Origin of the sequence: Cryobacterium sp. M15 (genome assembly GCF_002929675.1) — a bacterium.
Lineage (GTDB): Bacteria > Actinomycetota > Actinomycetes > Actinomycetales > Microbacteriaceae > Cryobacterium > Cryobacterium lyxosi.
In genome coordinates this window covers 340,285-360,775 of record NZ_PJJW01000040.1, presented here as the reverse complement: position 1 = coordinate 360,775, position 20,491 = coordinate 340,285, and the positions used below count along the sequence as shown (strand labels likewise).

Below are 20,491 nucleotides of genomic sequence, written 5' to 3'. Positions count from 1 at the left end.
GCATGAGAGGTGTTCGAATGGCAACCACTGTCAAGACTGAGCTAGCCGATGAGTCTGTCACGACTCCGGTAGTACCGCCGGTCAAGAAAACCGTTACTAAGGCCGCCGCTGCAAAGGCCGCTGCTGCCGAGGCCGCTGCGACGAAGACGTCTGCAGCTGCTGGCCTGGCTACCGAGAAGCCTGCCCCAAAGAAGCGCGCGACGAAGGCAAAGGTCGTCAAGAAAGACGACGAAGCCGACGTTGACGGCGGTTCAGAAGCCGACGACGACGAGTCAGACGAGGACAGCGCCCAGCGTTCGGCGTCGACCGAACCGCTCCCCAGTGGGGCTCTCGTGCTCTCCCTTGTCGACGACGACGACGAGGTCCCGGTTTACTCCAGCGCCATCACCGGCGCCACGGCTGACCCGGTCAAGGACTACCTCAAGCAGATCGGTAAGGTCGCCCTGCTGAACGCGGCCGAAGAGGTCGAGCTGGCGATGCGTATCGAAGCCGGCCTGTTTGCCGAAGACAAGCTGTCGGAGATGACCGACGTCGAGAAGAAGAATGCGCTGGGCCGCGAGCTGCAGTGGGTCGCTAAAGACGGCGCCAGGGCCAAGAGCCACCTTCTGGGCGCCAACCTGCGCCTCGTCGTGTCACTCGCCAAGCGCTACACCGGTCGCGGCATGCAATTCCTTGACTTGATCCAGGAAGGCAACCTCGGCCTCATTCGTGCCGTCGAGAAGTTCGACTACACCAAGGGCTTCAAGTTCAGCACCTATGCCACCTGGTGGATTCGTCAGGCCATCACCCGGGCTATGGCCGACCAGGCCCGCACGATTCGAATCCCCGTGCACATGGTCGAGGTCATCAACAAGCTCGCCCGTGTTCAGCGCCAGATGTTGCAGGACCTCGGTCGCGAGCCCACTCCAGAAGAGCTCAGCCGCGAACTCGATATGACGCCCGAAAAGGTCGTCGAAGTTCAAAAATATGGACGCGAACCCATTTCTCTCCACACCCCGCTCGGTGAAGACGGTGACAGCGAATTCGGTGACCTCATCGAAGACACTGAAGCCGTTGTCCCAGCGGACGCCGTGGGTTTCACGATGCTGCAAAAGCAGCTTGAGAGCCTGCTCGACTCGCTCTCCGAGCGCGAAGCTGGGGTAATTCGGATGCGTTTCGGCCTCGGCGACGGAATGCCGAAAACTCTGGACCAGATTGGCGACACCTTCGGTGTGACGCGCGAGCGCATTCGCCAGATCGAGTCGAAAACGATGGCGAAGCTTCGTCACCCGTCCCGGTCGCAGTCTCTACGCGACTACCTCGAGTAAACGTGACAGTGGCAGGTCCCGCCCAGGCTATGCAGTGCGGTTCGTGAGTACCCTTCGATACGCCCCTGCCATTTTGGTGGGACGGGCGGTTCGTACCCTGGCACGGTGGCGCAAACCGGGCGGTGGCTCTGCCATTCCCGGAGTCGTCGTCAACCGCATCGCCCCGGGCTTTCTCGCTGCGACGCTCAACGGGTTTCCGCTCGGGCTCGTGATCGTGACCGGGTCAAGCGGTAAATCGACGACCACCAAGATGCTCGTCGCTATTCTTCGCGCCCACGGTGTCTCCGTGTTCACCAACCAGTCGACGGCCAATATCCGCCAGGGTCTGACCAGCGCGCTTTTGGAACAGGTCAGTCTCGCTGGCACGATTGCCGGCGATGTCGCCGTGCTTGAAATGGATGAAGGACACGGCGCGTTCATCGCCGGGTCGCTGACTCCGCGAGTCGTCGCCCTGACCAACGTCATGGTCGACCAGATTGATCGGTTCCACGATTCCGAAATGGTCGTTGCCCTGCTGGCGAAAATTGCAGCACGGGCCACGGAGTCGGTCGTGCTCAACGCAGATGACCGGTACCTGGCTGACCTCGGCAATGCGCTCAAACCTGGCGTTGCGGTGTCCCGCTACGGCGTCACGAGCGAAGTTCTCGCTGAGCACCCGCGTGGACTCGGTTATGCCGACACCGTGCCCACTCGCCTGCCGGCTGGAACCGGGCTGCAGCTCACCCGTGTGGTCGGCCGTGACGCTGACGTGCAGTTTGCCACGGGGATTCACAGCATCCGCTTGCCGGCCCGCGGCATCCACTATGCCGTCGACGCGCTGACCGCGTTGAGCACGGCTGGCGCGGCCCTCGGCGAACGTTTCGTTCCGACGGTCGCCTGTGCGGCGTTGTCGGCTATGCCGGCCGTTTTCGGTCGTGGCGAAGTGGTAACTGTCGGTGGCAAAACCATCGAATTCGTTCTCGTCCAAAACCCGTCGAGCTTTCAGCTCAACCTCGACAGTCTGGAACCTGGCACAGAGCAGATTCTGGTGATCATTGGCTCGGACGTTCGGGATCCGTCATATTTCTGGCCGGTGCACACGTCCAGGCTCGGCCACGTGCTCATTGCCTCAGGACTCAAGGCGCACGAGATCGCGCTGCAGTTGGCCTACGACGACGTTGTCGTTGACCGCATCGAGCCGGATGTACCGACTGCCCTCGACGCGTTCCTGTCCTTGCCCGATCCCGTATCCGGGGTGAAAACCATCATCTTTTCCGCCGACGGAATGCGGCGCACGCGTGCGCACCTCGGTCTCGTCTCCAACTCTGAGGACCCGGTATGACCGCCACTTCGCTTGACCGGCCATTCACGGTCGTCTCGCTGCTGCCGCGCCTGCTCGACACGAATGGTGATGCTGGCAACGCCAGAGTGCTCGCGCAGCGCATTCGGTGGAGCGGCCACGACGCGCTGGTAGTCGATGTGCATTCTCGGGCTGACCTGCCCGAACACGTGGACGCGGTGTCAGTGGGTTCAGGAACGGATGCTGCCCTCCTGCCGGTCAGGGACGTTCTGCGCACGCTCGTGGAAGAACTGCGCATCTGGTCCAACTCCGGCGTGCCCATTTTGGCCGTCGGAACGGGTTGGGAATTGCTGAGCTGGGGCATCGACCGGGCGGATGGCACCGTGCTGGAGGGACTCGGGCTCGTGGCCGGCCACGCCGTGCCGCGTGCTACACGCGTGACCGATGACATCATCGTCGCGTCGAAGTATGGGCGGCTGATCGGGTTCGAAAATCACGCCCGCGACTATGTCGGCGCCGAAGCCAGTCCGCTCGGACGGGTTATCTACGGCACCGGCAACTCGGACCCCCGGGCGAACGGGCCGCAGATTGAGGGACTGACCATGGGCGAGGTGTTCTGTACGCACCTGCACGGGCCGGTGCTCGCGCGTAACCCGGCCTTGGCTGATCACCTTTTACGGGCGGCCTTCGACCGCTTTGGACTCCGTTACTCACGGGGGGCAACGTCAGAATCGGTTGATGAAATCGCGCGGGCAGCACGCAATCAAGTGGCCGTTCGCCTCGGACAGTCACCCGAATAGCGGACTCATAGACAAAGCTCGGCCCTCGATAACGAGCAAACCGCGCAGGTTGCCGGCCGAAGCCAGCCGCCTGCGCGGCATCCGTTCTGAAATCGCTGGGCGGCTAGGAACGCTGATCTTCGAGCAGTCGGCTCGATTCGTCGTGCCAGCTTTCAGCGATGGCCGCGAGCTTCTCTTGGTGCTTACGGCCGTGGTGTGCGCAGAACAGCAATTCGCTGTTCTTCACGACGACACGAATATAAGCCTGGGCACCGCAAGCGTCGCAGCGATCGGCTGCGGTGAGCTGGTGGGGGGCACCCTGGTTGGCTACGGAACCATTTTCGGTGGCGATCTGGGACATTTTCTCCTCCTCCAGATTGAATGCATGAACCCTGTTATCTAATGTAAACACGCGGAAGGGCTTTCGACGAGATGTTTGGCCGGTATTTCGCTCACCGCGTAGACGTGTTGTGGTGAGTGGTGAGTCGCGGCCAACCGACTCCGGGCGAAAGATTGCCGGTCGGGGCCGGTATTCTTGGATGTTGTGAGCTCTGACTATTCCGCGCGCCACCTGTCAGTCCTTGAGGGACTCGAGGCAGTGCGCAAACGCCCCGGCATGTACATCGGTTCCACCGACTCGCGCGGATTGATGCACTGCCTGTGGGAGATCATCGACAACTCCGTCGACGAGGCCCTGGGTGGACACGGTGCCAGCATCAACATTGAACTACACCCAGACCACAGCGTCGAGGTGCGCGACACCGCTCGGGGAATCCCGGTCGATATCGAGCCCAAGACCGGATTGACCGGCGTTGAGGTTGTGTTCACCAAACTGCACGCGGGGGGAAAGTTCGGCAGCGGCTCATACGCGGCGTCCGGTGGTCTCCACGGCGTGGGAGCGTCCGTCGTCAATGCTCTGTCCGAACGTCTCGACGTCGAAGTCGATCGCGACGGCAAGACCTGGGCCATGTCGTTTCACCGGGGCGAACCGGGCCTGTTTGCCGACTCGGGGGAGAAGAGCCCCGACGCCCCGTTCACTCCGTTTGAAAACCAGAGTGAACTGCGTGTCATCGGCAAGGTCAAGCGCGGCGTGACCGGAACCCGTATCCGCTATTGGGCCGACCGACAGATCTTCACCAAGGGCGCAGCGTTTCAGACCGACGAGGTGCTGAGCCGTGCCCGTCAGACGGCATTCCTCGTACCCGGCCTTGCGATCGAGGTCGCCGACCGCCGCACCGATGAGCCGGTGACCAGCCTGTTCCAGTTCGACGGGGGCATCTCAGAATTCGTCGAACACCTCGCACCGGATGCCCCGATCACCGACACCTGGCGGCTGACCGGAAACGGCACCTTCAGCGAAACCGTGCCAGTGCTCACCGACACGGGCGCCATGGTGCCCACCGAGCTCGTGCGCGACTGCCAAGTGGATATCGCCCTGCGCTGGGGGACCGGCTACGACACGATCGTGCAGAGTTTTGTCAACATTATTGCCACGCCCAAGGGCGGAACCCACCAGGCCGGCCTCGATGCCGGTCTGCTCAAATTTCTGCGCGGTCAGGTGGAACTGAACGCCCGACGGCTGAAAGTCGGCAGCGACAAGCTCGACAAAGACGACGTTATGGCGGGTCTCACCGCCATACTCACGGTACGTCTGCCCGAACCGCAGTTCGAGGGGCAGACCAAGGAAGTGCTCGGTACCCCCGCGGTTCGGGCGATCGTCGCCAACGTCGTTGCGAAGGCCATGGCCGAGCGGTACGCCTCGCCTAAACGCGACGACAAGACACAGTCCGCGCTGGTCCTCGACAAGATCGTCGCCGAGATGAAGTCGCGCATATCAGCCCGGGCGCACAAGGAGACCCAACGACGCAAAAACGCCCTGGAGAGCTCTTCTCTGCCGGCCAAGCTGGTCGACTGCCGCAGCAACGACGTGTCGACGAGCGAGCTCTTCATCGTGGAGGGGGACTCGGCCCTCGGCACCGCCAAGCTGGCCCGCGACAGCGAGCACCAAGCGTTGTTGCCGATTCGGGGCAAGATCCTGAACGTGCAGAAGGCATCGGTTGCCGACATGCTCTCCAACACGGAGTGCGCCTCGATCATCCAGGTGATCGGCGCCGGTTCCGGGCGCAGCTTCGACCTGTCGGCGGCGCGCTACGGCAAGGTCATCATCATGAGCGACGCCGACGTCGACGGCGCCCATATTCGTACCCTGCTCCTGACGCTGTTTTTCCGCTACATGCGGCCGATGATCACCGAGGGCCGCGTGTTTGCCGCCGTACCACCGTTGCATCGGGTCGTCGTGATGAACCCGGGCACCAAACCCAACGAGACCATCTACACCTACTCGGAGGCCGAACTGCTCGGGGTGCTCAGCGCATTAGAAAAGAAGAACCGGCGCTATCAGGACCCCATCCAGCGTTACAAAGGCCTCGGTGAGATGGATGCCGACCAGCTCGCGACCACGACCATGGAACGAGCCCACCGCACCCTGCGGCGGGTACGCGTCGACGATGCCGAGTCCGCCGGCAAGGTGTTCGAGCTATTGATGGGCAACGACGTCGCCCCGCGCAAGGAGTTCATCATCGACAGCTCCGACAAGCTCTCCCGAGACCGCATCGACGTCTAACGAGTCGCTTTCGCGGCCCCGTCAGGCTAGATCTCGGCGCCGATGGCTCCGACCAGGGCGTCGAGCATCACTCCGGAAGCGTCGCGCCGGGAGCCGGAATCCGGCAGGGTGCGCGGAGTGCCGTCCGGGGCAACGGCGCGGGCGGGGGAGCGACCGACCCAGGCCACCGCGAGGGTATCTTCACCCTTGAGGAAGCGTTGGGCGCGCACTCCGCCGGTGGCGCGTCCCTTGGCCGGATATTCCGAGAAGTCGCTCTGCTTCGCACTGCCGGGGTCTGTGCCGGGCAGTGTCTGACTGCTCGATGCCACTGTGGCCACGACAGCCGTGGCGACGTCCTCAGTCGACAGGCTGGAAAAGAACACGACGGTTTCGCCCGGCGTCAGTTTGATGCCGGCCATGCCTCCGGCCGCTCGGCCTTGTGGGCGCACACCCGACGCGGGGAACCGCAGCAGCTGCGCATCCGAGGAGATGAAGACCAGCTCGTCCTCCTCGGCGCCCTGCACGGCACCGACCACCTCGTCCTTCGGCTTGAGCGTAATGATCTCGAAGTCGGGTTTGTTGGCCCAGTCGCCAGGAGTGACCCGCTTGACGACTCCGTGCCGCGTGCCGAGCGTGATTGCTCGATCGGAGTCGAGCGAGACAATGGCCAACACATGTTCTTTTTTGTCGGGCAGTACGAGATACTCGCTGATCCGCACGCCGGCCGCCAGCTGAATGGACGTCGGCGGCATCACCGGAAGGTCGACGGGGGAGAAGCGGATGAGCCGGCCCCGATTAGTCACGGCCCCCACCTCCGTGCGGCTCGTTGTGTCGAGCGTCGATAGCACGGCATCGTGCTTGCTGCGACGCTGCGGCGGCTGGATCCGCGGAGGTACGGCGTCGTCGACCGCGACCAGATCTACCCGGGCGACGCGCCCGGTCACGCTCAGGAACACCCGAGTGGGAATGTCCTGCACCTCGAGCACCGCGGCCTGGCGTTTGGCGGCAGCCGCCGACAGGCCAGCGATGCTCGGCTTGGCCTCGGTCAGTACCGTGCGCCGCGGAGTGCCGAACTTTTCGGCGACAGCACCGAGCTCCTCGGAGACGAGCGTGCGAATGGCCGCTTTCGACGACAGTAACTTCTCGAGTTTCGCGATCTCGGCGAGCAACTGGTCGCGTTCGGCTTCGAGTTCAATACGAGAAAACCTGGTCAAGCGCCGCAACCGCAGTTCGAGAATGTACTCAGCCTGGATCTGGCTGAGTTCGAACACGTCGATCAGCTTGGCACGAGCCTGTTCGGCGTCGTCGCTGGCTCGAATCACCTGAATGACCTCGTCAATGTCGACAATCGCGACGAGCAGGCCGAGCACGAGGTGCAGCCGCTCCCTGCGACGGGCCAGCCGGTACGCTGAGCGCCTGGTGACGACCTCGATACGGTGGTTCACATAAACGTGCAGCAGTTCAAGCAACCCCAACGTCTGCGGAGCGCCGTTGACCAGGGCGACAGCGTTGATGTTGAAGGAATCTTCCAGCGGCGTGTAGCGGTAGAGCTGCTCGAGCACGGCGTCGGGGCTGAAACCGGTCTTGATTCCGATGACCAGGCGTAATCCCTTGGTACGGTCAGTGAGGTCGGTCACGTCCGAGATGCCACTGAGCTTTTTAGAGTTGACGCCGTCCTTGATCTTCTCGATCACTTTTTCCGGGCCGACCAGATAGGGCAGTTCGGTCACGACGAGTCCGGTCTTGCGGGCGCTGATCGCCTCGACCGAGACGCGGGCGCGGGTTTTGAAACTGCCGCGGCCGGTACTGTACGCATCTTTTATGCCGGCGAGGCCGACGATGGTTCCACCGGTCGGCAGGTCGGGCCCCGGAACGAATTCCATAACATCATCGAGAGTCGCGTTCGGGTGCGCCAACAGGTGCCGGGCCGCCCCGACGACCTCGATCAGGTTGTGCGGGGCCATGTTCGTCGCCATGCCGACGGCGATACCGCTGGTGCCGTTGACGAGGAGATTGGGATAAGCAGCCGGCAGCACGTCGGGCTGGGTGAGCTGGTTATCGTAATTCGGAACGAAATCGACGACATCCTCGTCGAGATTTTCGGTCATCGCCAACGCTGGGGCCGCGAGGCGGGCCTCGGTGTAACGCGGAGCAGCCGGCCCGTCATCGAGGGAACCGAAGTTGCCATGCCCGTCGATGAGTGGAACACGAAGTGAAAACGACTGGGCCATGCGCACGAGGGCGTCATAGATCGCGGTATCGCCGTGCGGGTGGAGCTTGCCCATCACTTCGCCGACTACGCGGGCGCTCTTCACGTGCCCTTTGTCCGGACGCAACCCCATTTCGTTCATCTGGTACAGAATGCGCCGCTGCACGGGTTTGAGGCCGTCCCTGGCGTCGGGGAGGGCCCGGGAGTAGATCACCGAGTACGCGTATTCGAGGAACGACCCCTGCATCTCCACCGACACATCGACGTCTTCGATGCGTTCGGTGCTGGGTGCGGTGGCGGATAACGGGGTGCTGTCTGAGCGGCTCATTGAAAAATTCTGCTTCAAGCGTGCGGCGGAAACCGATTGGACCGGTCACCACTGCACTATGTAGGAAGCGCTCTCGGGAGCGCTGGGCCCGAGTTCATCCCTGTGAAAGAATAAGACCCGATGCCCACCATGCTACCGGCCCGCCAATTCAGTGCCCTGCGCCTTGCCGATGTTCTGACCAGTTCCCTCAGCGCCGTGTGCGCCCGGCCGAATGCACTGGCTTTGCCCCCGGTACACAAGGCGATCGTGATTCTGGCGGATGGGCTCGGCGTCAGCTCGCTTCGGGCACGCGCCGGACACGCCCGATTCCTGTCTTCCCGGCTCAACAAATCGAGCATCATCGATGGTGTCTTCCCCGCCACGACGGTTGCGGGAATCGCGTCGCTCACGACCGGCGTGGAACCGGGCCAGCACGGGCTGGTCGGCTACCAGGTTCTCGACGAGGCCAACGACCGCGTGGTCAACCAGCTCACCGGATGGGACGACGGCATGCAACCGGCCACCTGGCAGCGTGCCCGGACCGTCTTCGATCTGGCCACCGATGAAAATGTGCCGAGTTTCGCGATCGGCCCGAAACGATTCGTGGCCTCAGGCTTCACCCAGGCGGTGCTGCGCGGCGCCCACTATGTACCCGCTGACTCGGTAGCCGATCGCTTCGCGGCCGCCCGCGGCATCCTCAACGACAACCCGACGGCCCTGATATATCTGTATGTGGCCGAGCTTGATGTGGCAGCGCACGCACACGGCTGGGAGTCCGATCGGTGGCTGGCCCAGCTCGAGACCCTCGATGCCGAAGTAACCCGCTTCGCTTCGACACTCCGTTCCGACGAGGGTCTGCTGCTCACCGCCGATCATGGTGTGATTGACGTTCCGAGCGTCAGACACGTGTTGTTCGACACCGAACCCGCCCTCGTGGCCGGCGTCCGTCACGTCGCGGGGGACCCGCGCTGTGTACAGCTCTACCTCGATCGCCAGCAGTCGTCGGTGACCGCTGACACGCTGGCCGACGCCTGGCGTGCGTCTCAGGGGGACCGCGCCTGGGTCTATACGCGCTCTGAAGCCGTCTCGGTGGGCCTGTACGGACGCGTTGCCAACGAGGTACTGCCGCGCATCGGGGATATAGTCGTCGCCGCCCGCAAGTCGATCGCCTACTACGACTCCCGTCCGACCAACCAGAAAGCCCGCGGCATGATCGGGCAACACGGTTCCCTCACCGATGAGGAAGTGCGTGTGCCACTGATCCGCGCGGGCGCCTTCGCGCGATAATCTGCCGAAGCCGCCCGCGGGCACCTTGCGAGATTAGACCGGGTACTGACGGCGTTTGACCTGCGGCTTGGGCAGACGCATCGGGCGAAGCTGCAGCGCACGCATGGCCGCATACCAGCGGATGCGTTCGGCCTTGTCAGAACCGAACTTGGCCTCGATCTTCTTGGTCAGCACAAAGCCGAGAACAACGCAATCGACGACGGCGAAAATGAAAAATGCCCAGAGCGCAATCAGGGACACGCTGGCAACACTGGGAATCGTGCTCAGCAGAATAACCAAGAACATGATCGGAATCATCAATTCACCGACGCTGAACCGGGCATCGACATAGTCACGGACATAGCGTTTCTGCAGGCCACGTTCACGCAGCGGCAAGTACTTATCGATGCCGGCGGCCATGCCAGCTCTGGCAACATCACGCGCAGCGCTCGACTTGACGCGTGCCTGCTTGGCGGCGAGCTTGCGATCATCGGGAACCAGCGGGCGTTTGTTAGCCGCCTCCTGCCTTTTGCGGGTCGGGGTCGCCTGACCCTTACCGGCGGTGTGCGAGAGACCCAGCCGCGTTGCGGTCTCGTCGGCGCTTTCAATCGACGGCTGGGCGTCGGGGTTTACGGGGTGCTTAGCCACATCAAATCCTTGCAATTGGGTGCCTTAAGATTACCGGTATGACGGGTAACCCACAGACAAATTCTCCTTCCACCGGCCGGGCGCCCGACGATGCCCGCAATTCAGGCGCCGACTCGGGTGCACGGGCCCGCCTCCGCACCGCGGTCGAACTAGGCCTCCCCAGCACGATCGCCGACCTGTGCGCGCTGGTGCGCATTCCATCGGTGTCCTGGGCAGCATTTGATCCTGCACACGTCGCCGCAAGTGCCGACGCCGTCGCGGCGCTGGTGCGCGGGCTTGACGTCTTCGAGTCGGTCGATATCGTGCAGGCCGGCATTGGGCCGAGCAGCACCGGCACCAGCACGGAGCTGGGGCAGCCGGCGATATTGGCGTCGCGCGCAGCCCGCAATGGCCGGCCGACGGTTTTGCTCTATGCCCACCACGACGTACAGCCCCCCGGCAAGGACGAAGATTGGGAGTCCGATCCGTTTACGCCTACGGTGCGCGGAGACCGCCTGTACGGGCGAGGAGCTGCCGACGACAAGGCCGGCGTCATGGCCCACGTCGCGTCCATCCGCGCTCTCGTCGCGGCAGTCGGTCCCGACTTCGATCTGGGAATAGCACTGTTTATCGAGGGGGAGGAAGAATTCGGCAGCCGCTCCTTTGCCACTTTCCTCGATGAGAACCGCGAGGCCCTGCGCGGAGACGTGATCGTCGTGGCCGATTCGAACAACTGGGACATCAACACGCCCGCCATAACGACGGCCCTTCGCGGTAATGTCACACTCCGGCTGACCGTGCGCACCCTCGCGCACGCCTCACACTCCGGCATGTTCGGCGGAGCAGTCCCCGATGCCATGCTCGCCACTATCAAGCTTCTCGCCACCCTTTATCACGAAGACGGTTCAGTGGCCGTCGCCGGCCTCACCAGCATCGATGTTCCCACCCCAGACTATTCCGAGGATCAGCTGCGGGCAGAAACTGGCCTACTGCCCGGCGTCAGCCCGATCGGCCACGGCTCTATCCTGAGCCGAATCTGGTCACAGCCAGCTCTCACAGTGACGGGAATCGACGCACCGACCGTCGACAACGCCTCCAATACACTCACCCCGGCGATCACGGTTCGGCTCAGCACGAGGATCGCCCCCGGGCAGTCCGCCGTGCACGCCGCCACGGCGATCGAGACGCACCTTCGGGAGAACGCGCCGTTCGGTGCGGTTGTTGAGATCGACGATGTGGATACCGGCGAGCCCTTTCTCGTTGATACCAGCGGATGGGCCGTGACCGACGCCCGTTCCGCCATGACGGATGCCTGGGGTGTTCCTCCAGTCGACATCGGTGTCGGTGGGTCAATCCCGTTTATCGCCGATCTGGTCCGGGTCTTTCCGGCCGCCCAAATTCTCGTGACCGGGGTCGAAGACCCGGATTCCCGGGCCCATAGCCCGAATGAGTCTTTGCACCTGGGCGTCTTCAAACGGGCCGTACTCAGCGAGGCCTTCCTGCTGGGTAGCTTGAATGACCGCACCGGCCACTGAGTAAACACCGTGTCAGCGAACGAAGATCAAAGGAAGTCTGACACCGTGGGAATGCCCCCGGCGACTTTATGGTTGACGAAGGTAGGATTTATGACATCGCAATCTATGAGATCGCACCGTGCGTGACTGCGTAAACCGAGGAGAAGCATGACCGACACCATGACCGAAACAGTCAGCACTGCTGACACCGCCCATGTCCCAGCTGCTGCGCATGGCGTCGGACTCACCGATACGGCCGCGCTCAAGGTCCGCAGCCTGCTGACTCAGGAAGGACGCGAAGACCTTCGTCTGCGCGTCGCCGTCCAGCCCGGCGGTTGCTCCGGCCTGATCTACCAGCTCTACTTCGACGAGCGCGTGCTCGAGGGCGATGCCGTCGTTGATTTCGATGGAGTGGGTGTCGTCGTCGACAAGATGAGCGTCCCCTACCTCGATGGAGCCTCAATCAATTTCGAGGACACGATCGAGAAGCAGGGCTTCACCATCGACAACCCCAACGCTGGCGGCAGCTGCGCCTGTGGAGACTCTTTCCACTAACAGAAAGTGCTTCAGCGGGCGTTCGTCCCGGACTGATCACGGGGACATCATCATCTCGATGGTGTCCCCGTTTTTTCAGCCCAAAATTCCCCGAAACATCTGAATTAGCACCGTCACGAGAAAGTCATGAGCACAAATCGTGTACGACCTGCCCCGGAGTGCACTTCGCGTGCGCTCTCGCGGAGTAAGCTAGGAATCGATCAAAGCGCTTCCAGAGAAGCGTCCTCGAATCTCCCGAAAGGTCCCCCGGTGCGCAATAATCACCGCCTTCGTTGGGCTGCCATTCCGCTCGCAGCGACGTTAGCCGTTGTACTGGCAGGATGCACGCAAGCCCAGCTCCACGGTTTCCTGCCCGGTTTTGAAGAAGAGGGCGAAACGGCGGTGACCAATCAGACCGACCGTATCGCGGGTCTATGGACCACTTCCTGGATCGTGCTCCTGATCGTGGGTCTCATCACGTGGGGTCTCATTATCTGGACGATCGTCGTGTATCGACGTCGGAAGGGCCAGACCGGCCTCCCGGTCCAGCTGCGGTACAACATGCCGATCGAAATCTTCTACACCGTCGTACCGCTCATCCTCGTCATCGGTTTCTTCGCCTTCACTGTGCGCGACCAAGTCGCCATCGAGGCACGATATGACAATCCCGACGTGAAGATTGAAGTTCAAGCCAAGCAGTGGGCGTGGGACTTTAACTACGTCGACGAAAACGTCTACTCGCCCGGAATCCAGGGCCAGCTTGATCCCAACGGCGAAACCGGTGCGATCAACCAGTCCGAACTTCCCGTACTGGTGCTCCCGGTGAATAAGACCATCGAAATAGCACTCGAATCTCGCGACGTCATCCACTCTTTTTGGGTCATCGACTTCCTGTACAAAAAAGACATCATTCCGGACCGGACCAACTACATGTCGGTCACTCCGGAGCGCATTGGAACGTTCGCGGGCAAGTGTGCCGAGCTTTGCGGTGAATACCACTCCCTCATGCTTTTCAACGTCAAGGTCGTCTCTCAATCTGACTACGACACGTACGTCGCGTCCCTGCGTACTGCGGGTAACGTCGGCCAACTCGACAACCAATTCGACCGCAATCAGAATCAGCCGGGTACCAGCGCCCCGACGGCTCCGGAGGGTAACTAAGCCATGACTTCGACCATCGCACCCCCCGAGTCACGCCCAGCCGCACCGGTCTCGACGTCGGCAGAGCGCAAGGGCAACGTGCTTGTCAGGTGGATAACTTCCACCGACCACAAGGTCATCGGGTACATGTACCTGATCACCTCCTTCATTTATTTCTGCCTCGGCGGCGTCATGGCACTGATAATTCGTGCCCAGCTGTTCGCGCCCGGGCTTGACGTGGTGCAAACGAAGGAGCAGTACAACCAGCTCTTCACGATGCACGGCACGATCATGCTCCTGATGTTTGCAACGCCGCTTTTCTTCGGCTTTGCTAACTTCTTGATTCCCCTGCAAATCGGGGCTCCCGACGTTGCTTTCCCCAGGCTCAACGCGCTCGCGTACTGGTTCTTCAACTTCGGAAGCCTCATCGCCGTGGCCGGGTTCCTTACCCCTCAGGGCGCGGCGTCCTTTGGCTGGTTCGCCTACCAGCCGCTGGCCAGCACGACGTTCTCGCCCGGAGTGGGTGGGAATCTGTGGATGGTCGGCCTCGGACTTTCCGGATTCGGCACCATTCTCGGTTCCGTGAACTTCATCACAACTATCATCACCATGCGTGCTCCGGGCATGACGATGTGGCGGATGCCGGTATTCACGTGGAACACCCTCATCACGTCCCTGCTTGCCCTCATGGTTTTCCCGGTTCTTGCAGCTGCCATGCTTGCTGCCGCGTCCGACCGCATCTTCGGCTCGCACGTCTACGACCCCGCAAACGGCGGCGCCATACTCTGGCAACACTTGTTCTGGTTCTTCGGTCACCCCGAGGTGTACATCATTGCGCTGCCATTCTTCGGCATCGTCTCCGAGGTATTCCCGGTCTTCAGCCGTAAGCCGATGTTCGGCTACAAAACGCTCATTTACGCGACCATTTCGATCGCGGCCCTGTCGGTATCGGTCTGGGCGCATCACATGTACGTCACCGGTTCGGTGCTGCTACCGTTCTTCTCACTCATGACCATGCTTATCGCCGTGCCGACCGGGGTGAAGATCTTCAACTGGATCGGCACCATGTGGCGAGGGTCGATCACCTTCGAAACTCCCATGATCTGGGCCATCGGTTTCCTGGTTACGTTCACCTTTGGTGGACTCACGGGTGTCATCCTGGCATCACCGCCGCTCGACTTCCACGTGTCGGACACATACTTCGTCGTCGCGCACTTCCACTACGTAGTTTTCGGCACCGTAGTCTTCGCAATGTTCAGTGGGTTCTACTTCTGGTGGCCCAAGTGGACCGGCAAGATGCTCAACGAAAGCCTGGGAAAGTGGCACTTCTGGCTGCTCTTCATCGGTTTCCACACCACCTTCCTGATCCAGCACTGGCTCGGTGTCATGGGGATGCCTCGCCGATATGCAACGTACTCACCGGAGGATGGTTTCACCTGGATGAACCAGGTATCCACCGTCGGCGCGATGGTCCTCGCCGTGTCGATGATTCCGTTCTTCCTGAACGTGTACATCACGGCGCGCAAGGCCCCGTTAGTAACCGTGAACGACCCGTGGGGCTATGGCTCATCACTGGAGTGGGCAACATCCTGCCCGCCTCCACGCCACAACTTCACGTCTATTCCCCGAATCCGCTCTGAGCGGCCGGCGTTCGACTTGAACCACCCCGAAGCCGGCCTACCCGTCGGTATCGGCCCGGGTAAAGATGCCCCCGACGCGTCGGTATACGACATCGACTCGAATCGGGTTAAATAAATGAAAACCAATGCAAACCTACTCTGGGTCCTCACTGTATTCTTCGTCATCGTGACGATTGTGTACATTGCGTGGAACCTGTTGGACCACGGCGCGGTCGAATGGGCGGGCACGTTCATGCTCGGCCTGACGGCAGCGCTCATGGCGTTCGTCGCCTTCTACCTCGGTAAAGTTCATGCAGCCCAAGGCGGCGAGCTACCGGAAGACCGTCTTGATGGCAATGTGGATGATGGTGATCCAGAGATGGGCTTCTTTAGCCCCTGGAGCTGGTGGCCCATTTTCCTGGCAGCATCAACGGCCCTGATCTTCCTCGGCTTGGCCGTCGGCTACTGGATTTGTTTCATCGGTTTGGGTATCGGCCTCGTGGCCCTTACCGGCTGGGTTTACGAGTACTACCGCGGCATGTTCGCTCGCTGAGCACGTGACCCATTCGATACCGATCTTCCCCATGGAAGGTCGGTATCGGCGTTTAACGTGCTGGTACCGGCACATGATCCGCACATCCGGTGCCGGGGGATAGGCGTGACGCTCAATTGGGCGTTCCTTGACGGGCTTAAGTCGGGTATCCGGGACTGCTTTCCGCCGCAGGCAACACGTCGTTACCGATATCGGCTCAGTCGCTTGGTGCAAAGTGTGGCGGTCGATTCTGCACGGCGACCGGGTTGCGTCAGCACGTACGGCGCGCTGTAGACGGTCTCGTCTGATACGTGCAGCTGCGCGTCGTCTGGAAACTCCGACAGCAGCCATCGGAAAGTCTGCTGCGGAGACCAGCAGACGTTGAGTTGGGATCCGACGCGCTGCCCCCAGCCGATCGTCGAGTGGCTACTTCCCGCAGTCGCGGCCGGCGTGTTCGAGCGGATACGAGACGTTCGTCTGGACCGCGCGGTATCCGCTCGACCCGCCATTGCGCAATACTTCTCGCCGAGCGGTGGGAATGGACCTGCCCAATTCGGCGACGCTCGGCGCCAGCGACCGATGCTCGGCAAGACTGCGCGAGATGCTCTCGCGCTCACCGAGCGGCGAACGCAACGCTGATCGTGGTCCCGTCACCCGTCACCCGTCACCCGTCACCCGTGGCCGCGTTCCGCCCGACTCCTTGAGCCACAGCCCTTGAGCCACGGACAGGCAGTAGACCTGGACATACCGGTCAGTGCTGCGGACTATTTCAGTGTTGTACCCGACACCTGCGCCGTGAAGAACGGCATCCATTGCTCCGGTGGCTGTGGTTTCCGTCCCATTTTCACTCCTCCTACAAAGCACAGTTGGAGGCCGCACGGCCACACCGTTGCAGCGACCCTTTAAACCTTTCGGCGATACTGGCCCTATTTTCAGTCAGCACTAACAGACCTCGATGCTGCGGCCCGCCTCGTGATCAACCCGCGGCAGCAGCATAATCGCCATAAAGCCGGCAGAACCGGTCATAACTCATCACCGCTTGCGTTTGACCGCTTGCGTTTGACCGGATGCGTGAACGTATTCCTGATGTGGCACTCAACCATCCCAATCACCCAACCGGACGATGGCGCCCACCCGCGCCACAAAAGGAGTCCACAAAAGGCAATATTTTCTCAGCGACGCCGAAAGCCAAAAATGTCGAACGCGAACGTGACGACTCGATCCATTCCCACCGGGTCCACTCCGGACGAGCCCGCGTGATGCGCGGATGGACCCATGCCAATGAGCGACGTCACTTCCGAAGGCGCCAGCTCTACGGTACGGCCGAGCTGTTCGTGCATCTCGAGAGTAAACCAAGCGGCGAGACTAGCCGTCAAATGAGCAGCTTTATCAGCTTGCATTTCTACAGCGAGGCCCGACTCCCGTAGCTCTTGCAGATGGCTCGGTTGTGGAACGACAACCAGCAACAAACCATCCGCTCGGAGCACGCGGGCGAATTCGGCAGCATTGCGCGGAGCAAAAATGTTGAGAATGATATCCGCGGCGCCATCGCGCACAGGGAGCGGCGACCACACATCCGCCACTAGCCCCTCAATGCGATCACGCGACCGGATGGTACGGCCCACGGCAGTGGGGGAGAGGTCCATTCCCAGCGCCCGTACATCGTCTCCTGAGGGCAGCGCCGCCCCTAGGTAGTATCCCGTACCGCAGCCCACATCGAGGATGTACTTGGGCGCCTCATCGGCCACGAGGTGCCGGATGGCGTCACGGAGTGGTGCGTACCAGCCGGCGACGAGAAACCTATCTCGGGCGTCCAGCATGGCGGCGCTATCACCAATGAATTTACGCGGTCCGGCAAGCAGGTTGACAAAGCCGCGCTTATTCACGTCGAAGGAATGCCCGTTGTCACAGCCCAGCAAAAGCTCGCCGCTGCGACGTAACGGCAGAAAACAGTTCGGGCACCGAAGCCACTCCGATAGCGTCTGGAGTGACATCGATGCCCGATCTGCTGGGTGTGATTTACTTATCGGTGATTTCTGCAGGGTGATCGCCGTGGGCCCGACTCAGTTCTGTCTGCGTGACCGGAGTGATCCGGTCCTCGAAGAACCAGCGGGACAGGCCTGCACGTACCTTCTCGACCGGCCCGATCTTACCCTGGGCATTGGGTCGCAGCATAAGCGGCTTGAAGTCGCTGTAACTGACCAGCTTCCAGCGCTCGTACTCATCAACGGGCTGGTGCACCTCGACGAACTCCCCGCCGGGAAGCCGAACGATCCGACCTGATTCATAACCGTGCAGCACGATTTCACGGTCCTTCTTCTGCAAGGCCAGGCAAACCCGCTTGGTGATGAAGAAAGCGAGGAACGGGCCGAGCAACGTGGTCACCTGGAGCGTGTGGATGACACCTTCCATGGTGAGGTGGAAGTGCGTCGCCATGATGTCCGATGAGGCCGCTGACCAGAGCGACGCGTAAAATGTCACACCTGCCGCACCGATAGCCGTGCGCGTTGGAGCGTTGCGCGGACGATCGAGAACGTGGTGTTCCCGCTTGTCTCCGGTGATCCACGCTTCAATGAAGGGGTAGACCATAACGGTCACGATGAACAGACCCACCACAATCAATACGACCATGATGTTGAGCGAGTAGGTGTGGTTGAGCCAGACAAACTCCCAACCGCTCGGAATCAAACGCATGGCGCCGTCGGCGAAGCCGATGTACCAGTCGGGCTGGGTACCCGCCGACACCGGTGAAGGGTCGTACGGTCCGTAATTCCAGATCGGGTTGATCGTGAACAGCGACGCGATGAGCATGACGACACCGAAAACGATGAAGAAGAACCCGCCAGCCTTGGCGGCGTACACCGGGAGGACCGGGTAACCGACTACGTTCTGGTTGGTGTGTCCGGCTGCCGGGTACTGCGTGTGCTTGTGCACGACGACGAACAGAAGGTGCATGGCGATCAGCGCGACAATGATGGCCGGCAGCAGCAGGATGTGCAGCGAGTACAGCCGACCGACGATGTCAGTGCCGGGGAATTCTCCACCGAAGAGCAAGAACGAGACCCAGGTGCCCACAACCGGGATGCCCTTGATCAGTCCATCGATGATGCGCAGGCCGTTACCGGAGAGCAAGTCATCGGGGAGGGAGTAGCCAGTGAAGCCTTCAGCCATGGCCAGGATGAAGAGGATGAAACCGATCACCCAGTTGAGCTCCCGCGGTTTGCGGAATGCACCCGTGAAGTAGATGCGCAGCATGTGCAACCCGATGGCTGCGACGAAAAGCAACGCTGCCCAGTGGTGGACCTGACGCATGAGAAGGCCACCGCGAATATCAAACGAGATGTCCATCGTGGACGACATTGCGACGGACATCGGAATGCCCTTGAGTGGGGCATACGAACCCTCATAGACGACTTCAGCCATCGATGCCTGGTAAAAGAATGTCAGGAATGATCCCGACAACAGGATGATGACGAAGCTGTACAGCGCCACCTCTCCTAGAAGGAATGACCAGTGGTCAGGGAAAATCTTTCGGCCAAGTTCCTTGACCGCGCCCGAAATGCTCGTTCGTTCGTCAATGTAGTTGGCCGCTGACGCGGTGAAACCACCAGACTTCTTTGCCCCGACGGCTTGGTCATCAGCGGACTCGCGGGTGATTATTGTTGTCATGCTCGCTCCCAGAAACTCGGGCCGACTGGTTCAGTAAAATCGCTCTGCGCGATTAGGTAGCCCTCAGCGTCCACGGCGATCGGGAGCTGCGGTAGTGCCCGTTTAGCCGGTCCGAAGATGACCTTGCAGTGGTTCTCAACGTCAAACTGCGACTGGTGGCACGGGCAAAGCAGGTGGTGCGTTTGCTGTTCATAAAGTGCGACCGGGCAGCCAACGTGGGTGCAGATCTTAGAGTATGCAACGATGCCATCATACGACCAAGACTTGCGGTCTTCCTGCTCGATGAGGTCACTTGGATCCATTCGAATGAGCAGAACAGCGGCTTTAGCCTTCTCTTCCAAACGACCGTGGCCCATTTCGGACAGGCCCTCGGGAATGACGTGGAATGACGATCCAAGCGTGACGTCCGCTGCCTTGATCGGGGTTCCACTCGGGTCCATCGTGAGACGGACGCCTTTTTTCCACAAGGTCTCGTGGAGCAGGGCTACCGGGTCCTGGTCCATTGGGCCAAGGCCACGAAACAAGACGACGGCCGGCAGCGGGAAGACGACGAGGGCACCGATCAGGCTGTTCCGAATGAGCGTACGGCGTCCGAAGCCTGATTCCTCATTAGCCTGCTGGAAAATCTCGACGGCGCGGGCACGAACCGGTTCGGTTCCCCGAACGGGATGGCGTTCGTCAACACCCTCGTGATCGCTCATCAGGGCCTTGCCCCAGTGCACGGCTCCGATACCGATCGCCAACAGGGCGAGAGTGAGGCCGAGACCGATGAAAAGATTGTTCAGTCGTACGGATCCGGGATCCTCGGCAACGATCGGAAAAGCCATGTATGCGGCGATCGCGAAAACACTACCCACGATGGACACGTAGAACAGCGTATAGACGGTGCGCTCAGCCTTGCGTTCTTCCTTGGGATCAAGGTCGGTGATACGCGGGCGGTGCGGCGGGAACCCTGGATTGACCAAGGCATCCCGTGTAACGACGGCTGTGCTTGCGGCGGATGTCGCGAGCTGCGCGCCAGGCGAGTCGGCGGCGGTTACGTCTTCCGCGCCGTTATCGTCCTTGGCCATTGTTCTCCTTTGTGGGCTGTGTAAATACTGTGCACTG

At 61.4% G+C, this 20,491-nt stretch carries 16 protein-coding genes; 10 read left to right on the top strand and 6 right to left on the bottom strand.

Annotated elements, in window-relative coordinates:
- Nucleotides 1-17: 17 nt before the first annotated feature.
- From CXY83_RS14840 to CXY83_RS14830, 3 genes are read left to right on the top strand one after another with little or no spacing between them, the layout of a single operon-like run.
- Entirely contained in the window at nt 18-1,307 is a 1,290-nt protein-coding gene (locus CXY83_RS14840; RefSeq protein WP_104198064.1) for an RNA polymerase sigma factor, read from the top strand.
- A 43-nt stretch (nt 1,308-1,350) separates the two neighbouring features.
- Nucleotides 1,351-2,628 carry a MurT ligase domain-containing protein gene (locus CXY83_RS14835; RefSeq protein ID WP_146069945.1) on the top strand — a complete coding sequence of 426 codons (1,278 nt, stop codon included), beginning with the start codon at nt 1,351-1,353 and terminating at the stop codon, nt 2,626-2,628.
- Nucleotides 2,625-3,386 carry a type 1 glutamine amidotransferase gene (locus CXY83_RS14830; protein ID WP_104198062.1) on the top strand — a complete coding sequence of 254 codons (762 nt, stop codon included), beginning with the start codon at nt 2,625-2,627 and terminating at the stop codon, nt 3,384-3,386. The genes CXY83_RS14835 and CXY83_RS14830 overlap by 4 nt, the downstream gene beginning before the upstream one ends.
- A 103-nt stretch (nt 3,387-3,489) precedes the next feature.
- Here CXY83_RS14830 and CXY83_RS14825 read toward each other — a convergent pair whose 3' ends face one another.
- Complete coding sequence (locus CXY83_RS14825) at nt 3,490-3,726, bottom strand: hypothetical protein (protein ID WP_104129172.1); 237 nt, start codon at nt 3,724-3,726, stop codon at nt 3,490-3,492.
- Nucleotides 3,727-3,909: 183 nt separating this feature from the next.
- Between CXY83_RS14825 and CXY83_RS14820 the strand changes: the two genes are divergently transcribed.
- Nucleotides 3,910-5,988, top strand: coding sequence for a type IIA DNA topoisomerase subunit B (locus CXY83_RS14820; protein WP_104198061.1), 2,079 nt, complete (start codon nt 3,910-3,912; stop codon nt 5,986-5,988).
- Between the two features lie 26 nt (nt 5,989-6,014).
- On the opposite strand, the gene CXY83_RS14815 is transcribed toward CXY83_RS14820, so the two are convergent.
- Nucleotides 6,015-8,504 (bottom strand): DNA topoisomerase (ATP-hydrolyzing) subunit A, encoded by a 2,490-nt coding sequence (locus CXY83_RS14815; protein WP_104198060.1) that lies wholly within the window; start codon nt 8,502-8,504, stop codon nt 6,015-6,017.
- Between the two features lie 120 nt (nt 8,505-8,624).
- Here CXY83_RS14815 and CXY83_RS14810 point away from each other — a divergent pair, with 120 nt between their 5' ends.
- The gene (locus CXY83_RS14810) at nt 8,625-9,770 is read left to right on the top strand and encodes an alkaline phosphatase family protein (RefSeq protein WP_233200973.1); all 1,146 of its coding nucleotides are present in this window, start codon (nt 8,625-8,627) and stop codon (nt 9,768-9,770) included.
- 33 nt (nt 9,771-9,803) lie between these two features.
- Here CXY83_RS14810 and CXY83_RS14805 read toward each other — a convergent pair whose 3' ends face one another.
- Nucleotides 9,804-10,397, bottom strand: a complete 594-nt coding sequence (locus CXY83_RS14805) for a DUF3043 domain-containing protein (protein WP_104198059.1) — start codon at nt 10,395-10,397, stop codon at nt 9,804-9,806.
- Nucleotides 10,398-10,435: 38 nt separating this feature from the next.
- Here CXY83_RS14805 and CXY83_RS14800 point away from each other — a divergent pair, with 38 nt between their 5' ends.
- From CXY83_RS14800 to CXY83_RS14780, 5 genes are all read left to right on the top strand, one after another.
- Nucleotides 10,436-11,911, top strand: a complete 1,476-nt coding sequence (locus tag CXY83_RS14800; protein WP_104198058.1) for a dipeptidase — start codon at nt 10,436-10,438, stop codon at nt 11,909-11,911.
- Nucleotides 11,912-12,058: 147 nt separating this feature from the next.
- Entirely contained in the window at nt 12,059-12,445 is a 387-nt protein-coding gene (locus tag CXY83_RS14795) for an iron-sulfur cluster assembly accessory protein (protein WP_104198057.1), read from the top strand.
- A gap of 249 nt (nt 12,446-12,694) precedes the next feature.
- Nucleotides 12,695-13,585, top strand: coding sequence for a cytochrome c oxidase subunit II (gene coxB, locus CXY83_RS14790; RefSeq protein ID WP_104198056.1), 891 nt, complete (start codon nt 12,695-12,697; stop codon nt 13,583-13,585).
- A gap of 3 nt (nt 13,586-13,588) precedes the next feature.
- Nucleotides 13,589-15,319: a cytochrome c oxidase subunit I gene (gene ctaD / locus CXY83_RS14785; RefSeq protein WP_104198055.1), complete on the top strand. Its 1,731-nt coding sequence runs from the start codon at nt 13,589-13,591 to the stop codon at nt 15,317-15,319.
- The gene (locus CXY83_RS14780) at nt 15,320-15,736 is read left to right on the top strand and encodes a cytochrome c oxidase subunit 4 (protein WP_104198054.1); all 417 of its coding nucleotides are present in this window, start codon (nt 15,320-15,322) and stop codon (nt 15,734-15,736) included.
- A 1,151-nt stretch (nt 15,737-16,887) separates the two neighbouring features.
- Here CXY83_RS14780 and CXY83_RS14775 read toward each other — a convergent pair.
- The 3 genes from CXY83_RS14775 to CXY83_RS14765 are packed head-to-tail and all read right to left on the bottom strand — an operon-like array spanning nt 16,888 to nt 20,454.
- Entirely contained in the window at nt 16,888-17,709 is an 822-nt protein-coding gene (locus tag CXY83_RS14775) for a methyltransferase domain-containing protein (RefSeq protein WP_104198053.1), read from the bottom strand.
- 25 nt (nt 17,710-17,734) lie between these two features.
- Complete coding sequence (locus CXY83_RS14770; protein WP_104198052.1) at nt 17,735-19,384, bottom strand: ubiquinol-cytochrome c reductase cytochrome b subunit; 1,650 nt, start codon at nt 19,382-19,384, stop codon at nt 17,735-17,737.
- Complete coding sequence (locus CXY83_RS14765) at nt 19,381-20,454, bottom strand: ubiquinol-cytochrome c reductase iron-sulfur subunit (RefSeq protein ID WP_104198051.1); 1,074 nt, start codon at nt 20,452-20,454, stop codon at nt 19,381-19,383. The genes CXY83_RS14770 and CXY83_RS14765 overlap by 4 nt, the downstream gene beginning before the upstream one ends.
- Nucleotides 20,455-20,491 lie beyond the last annotated feature (37 nt).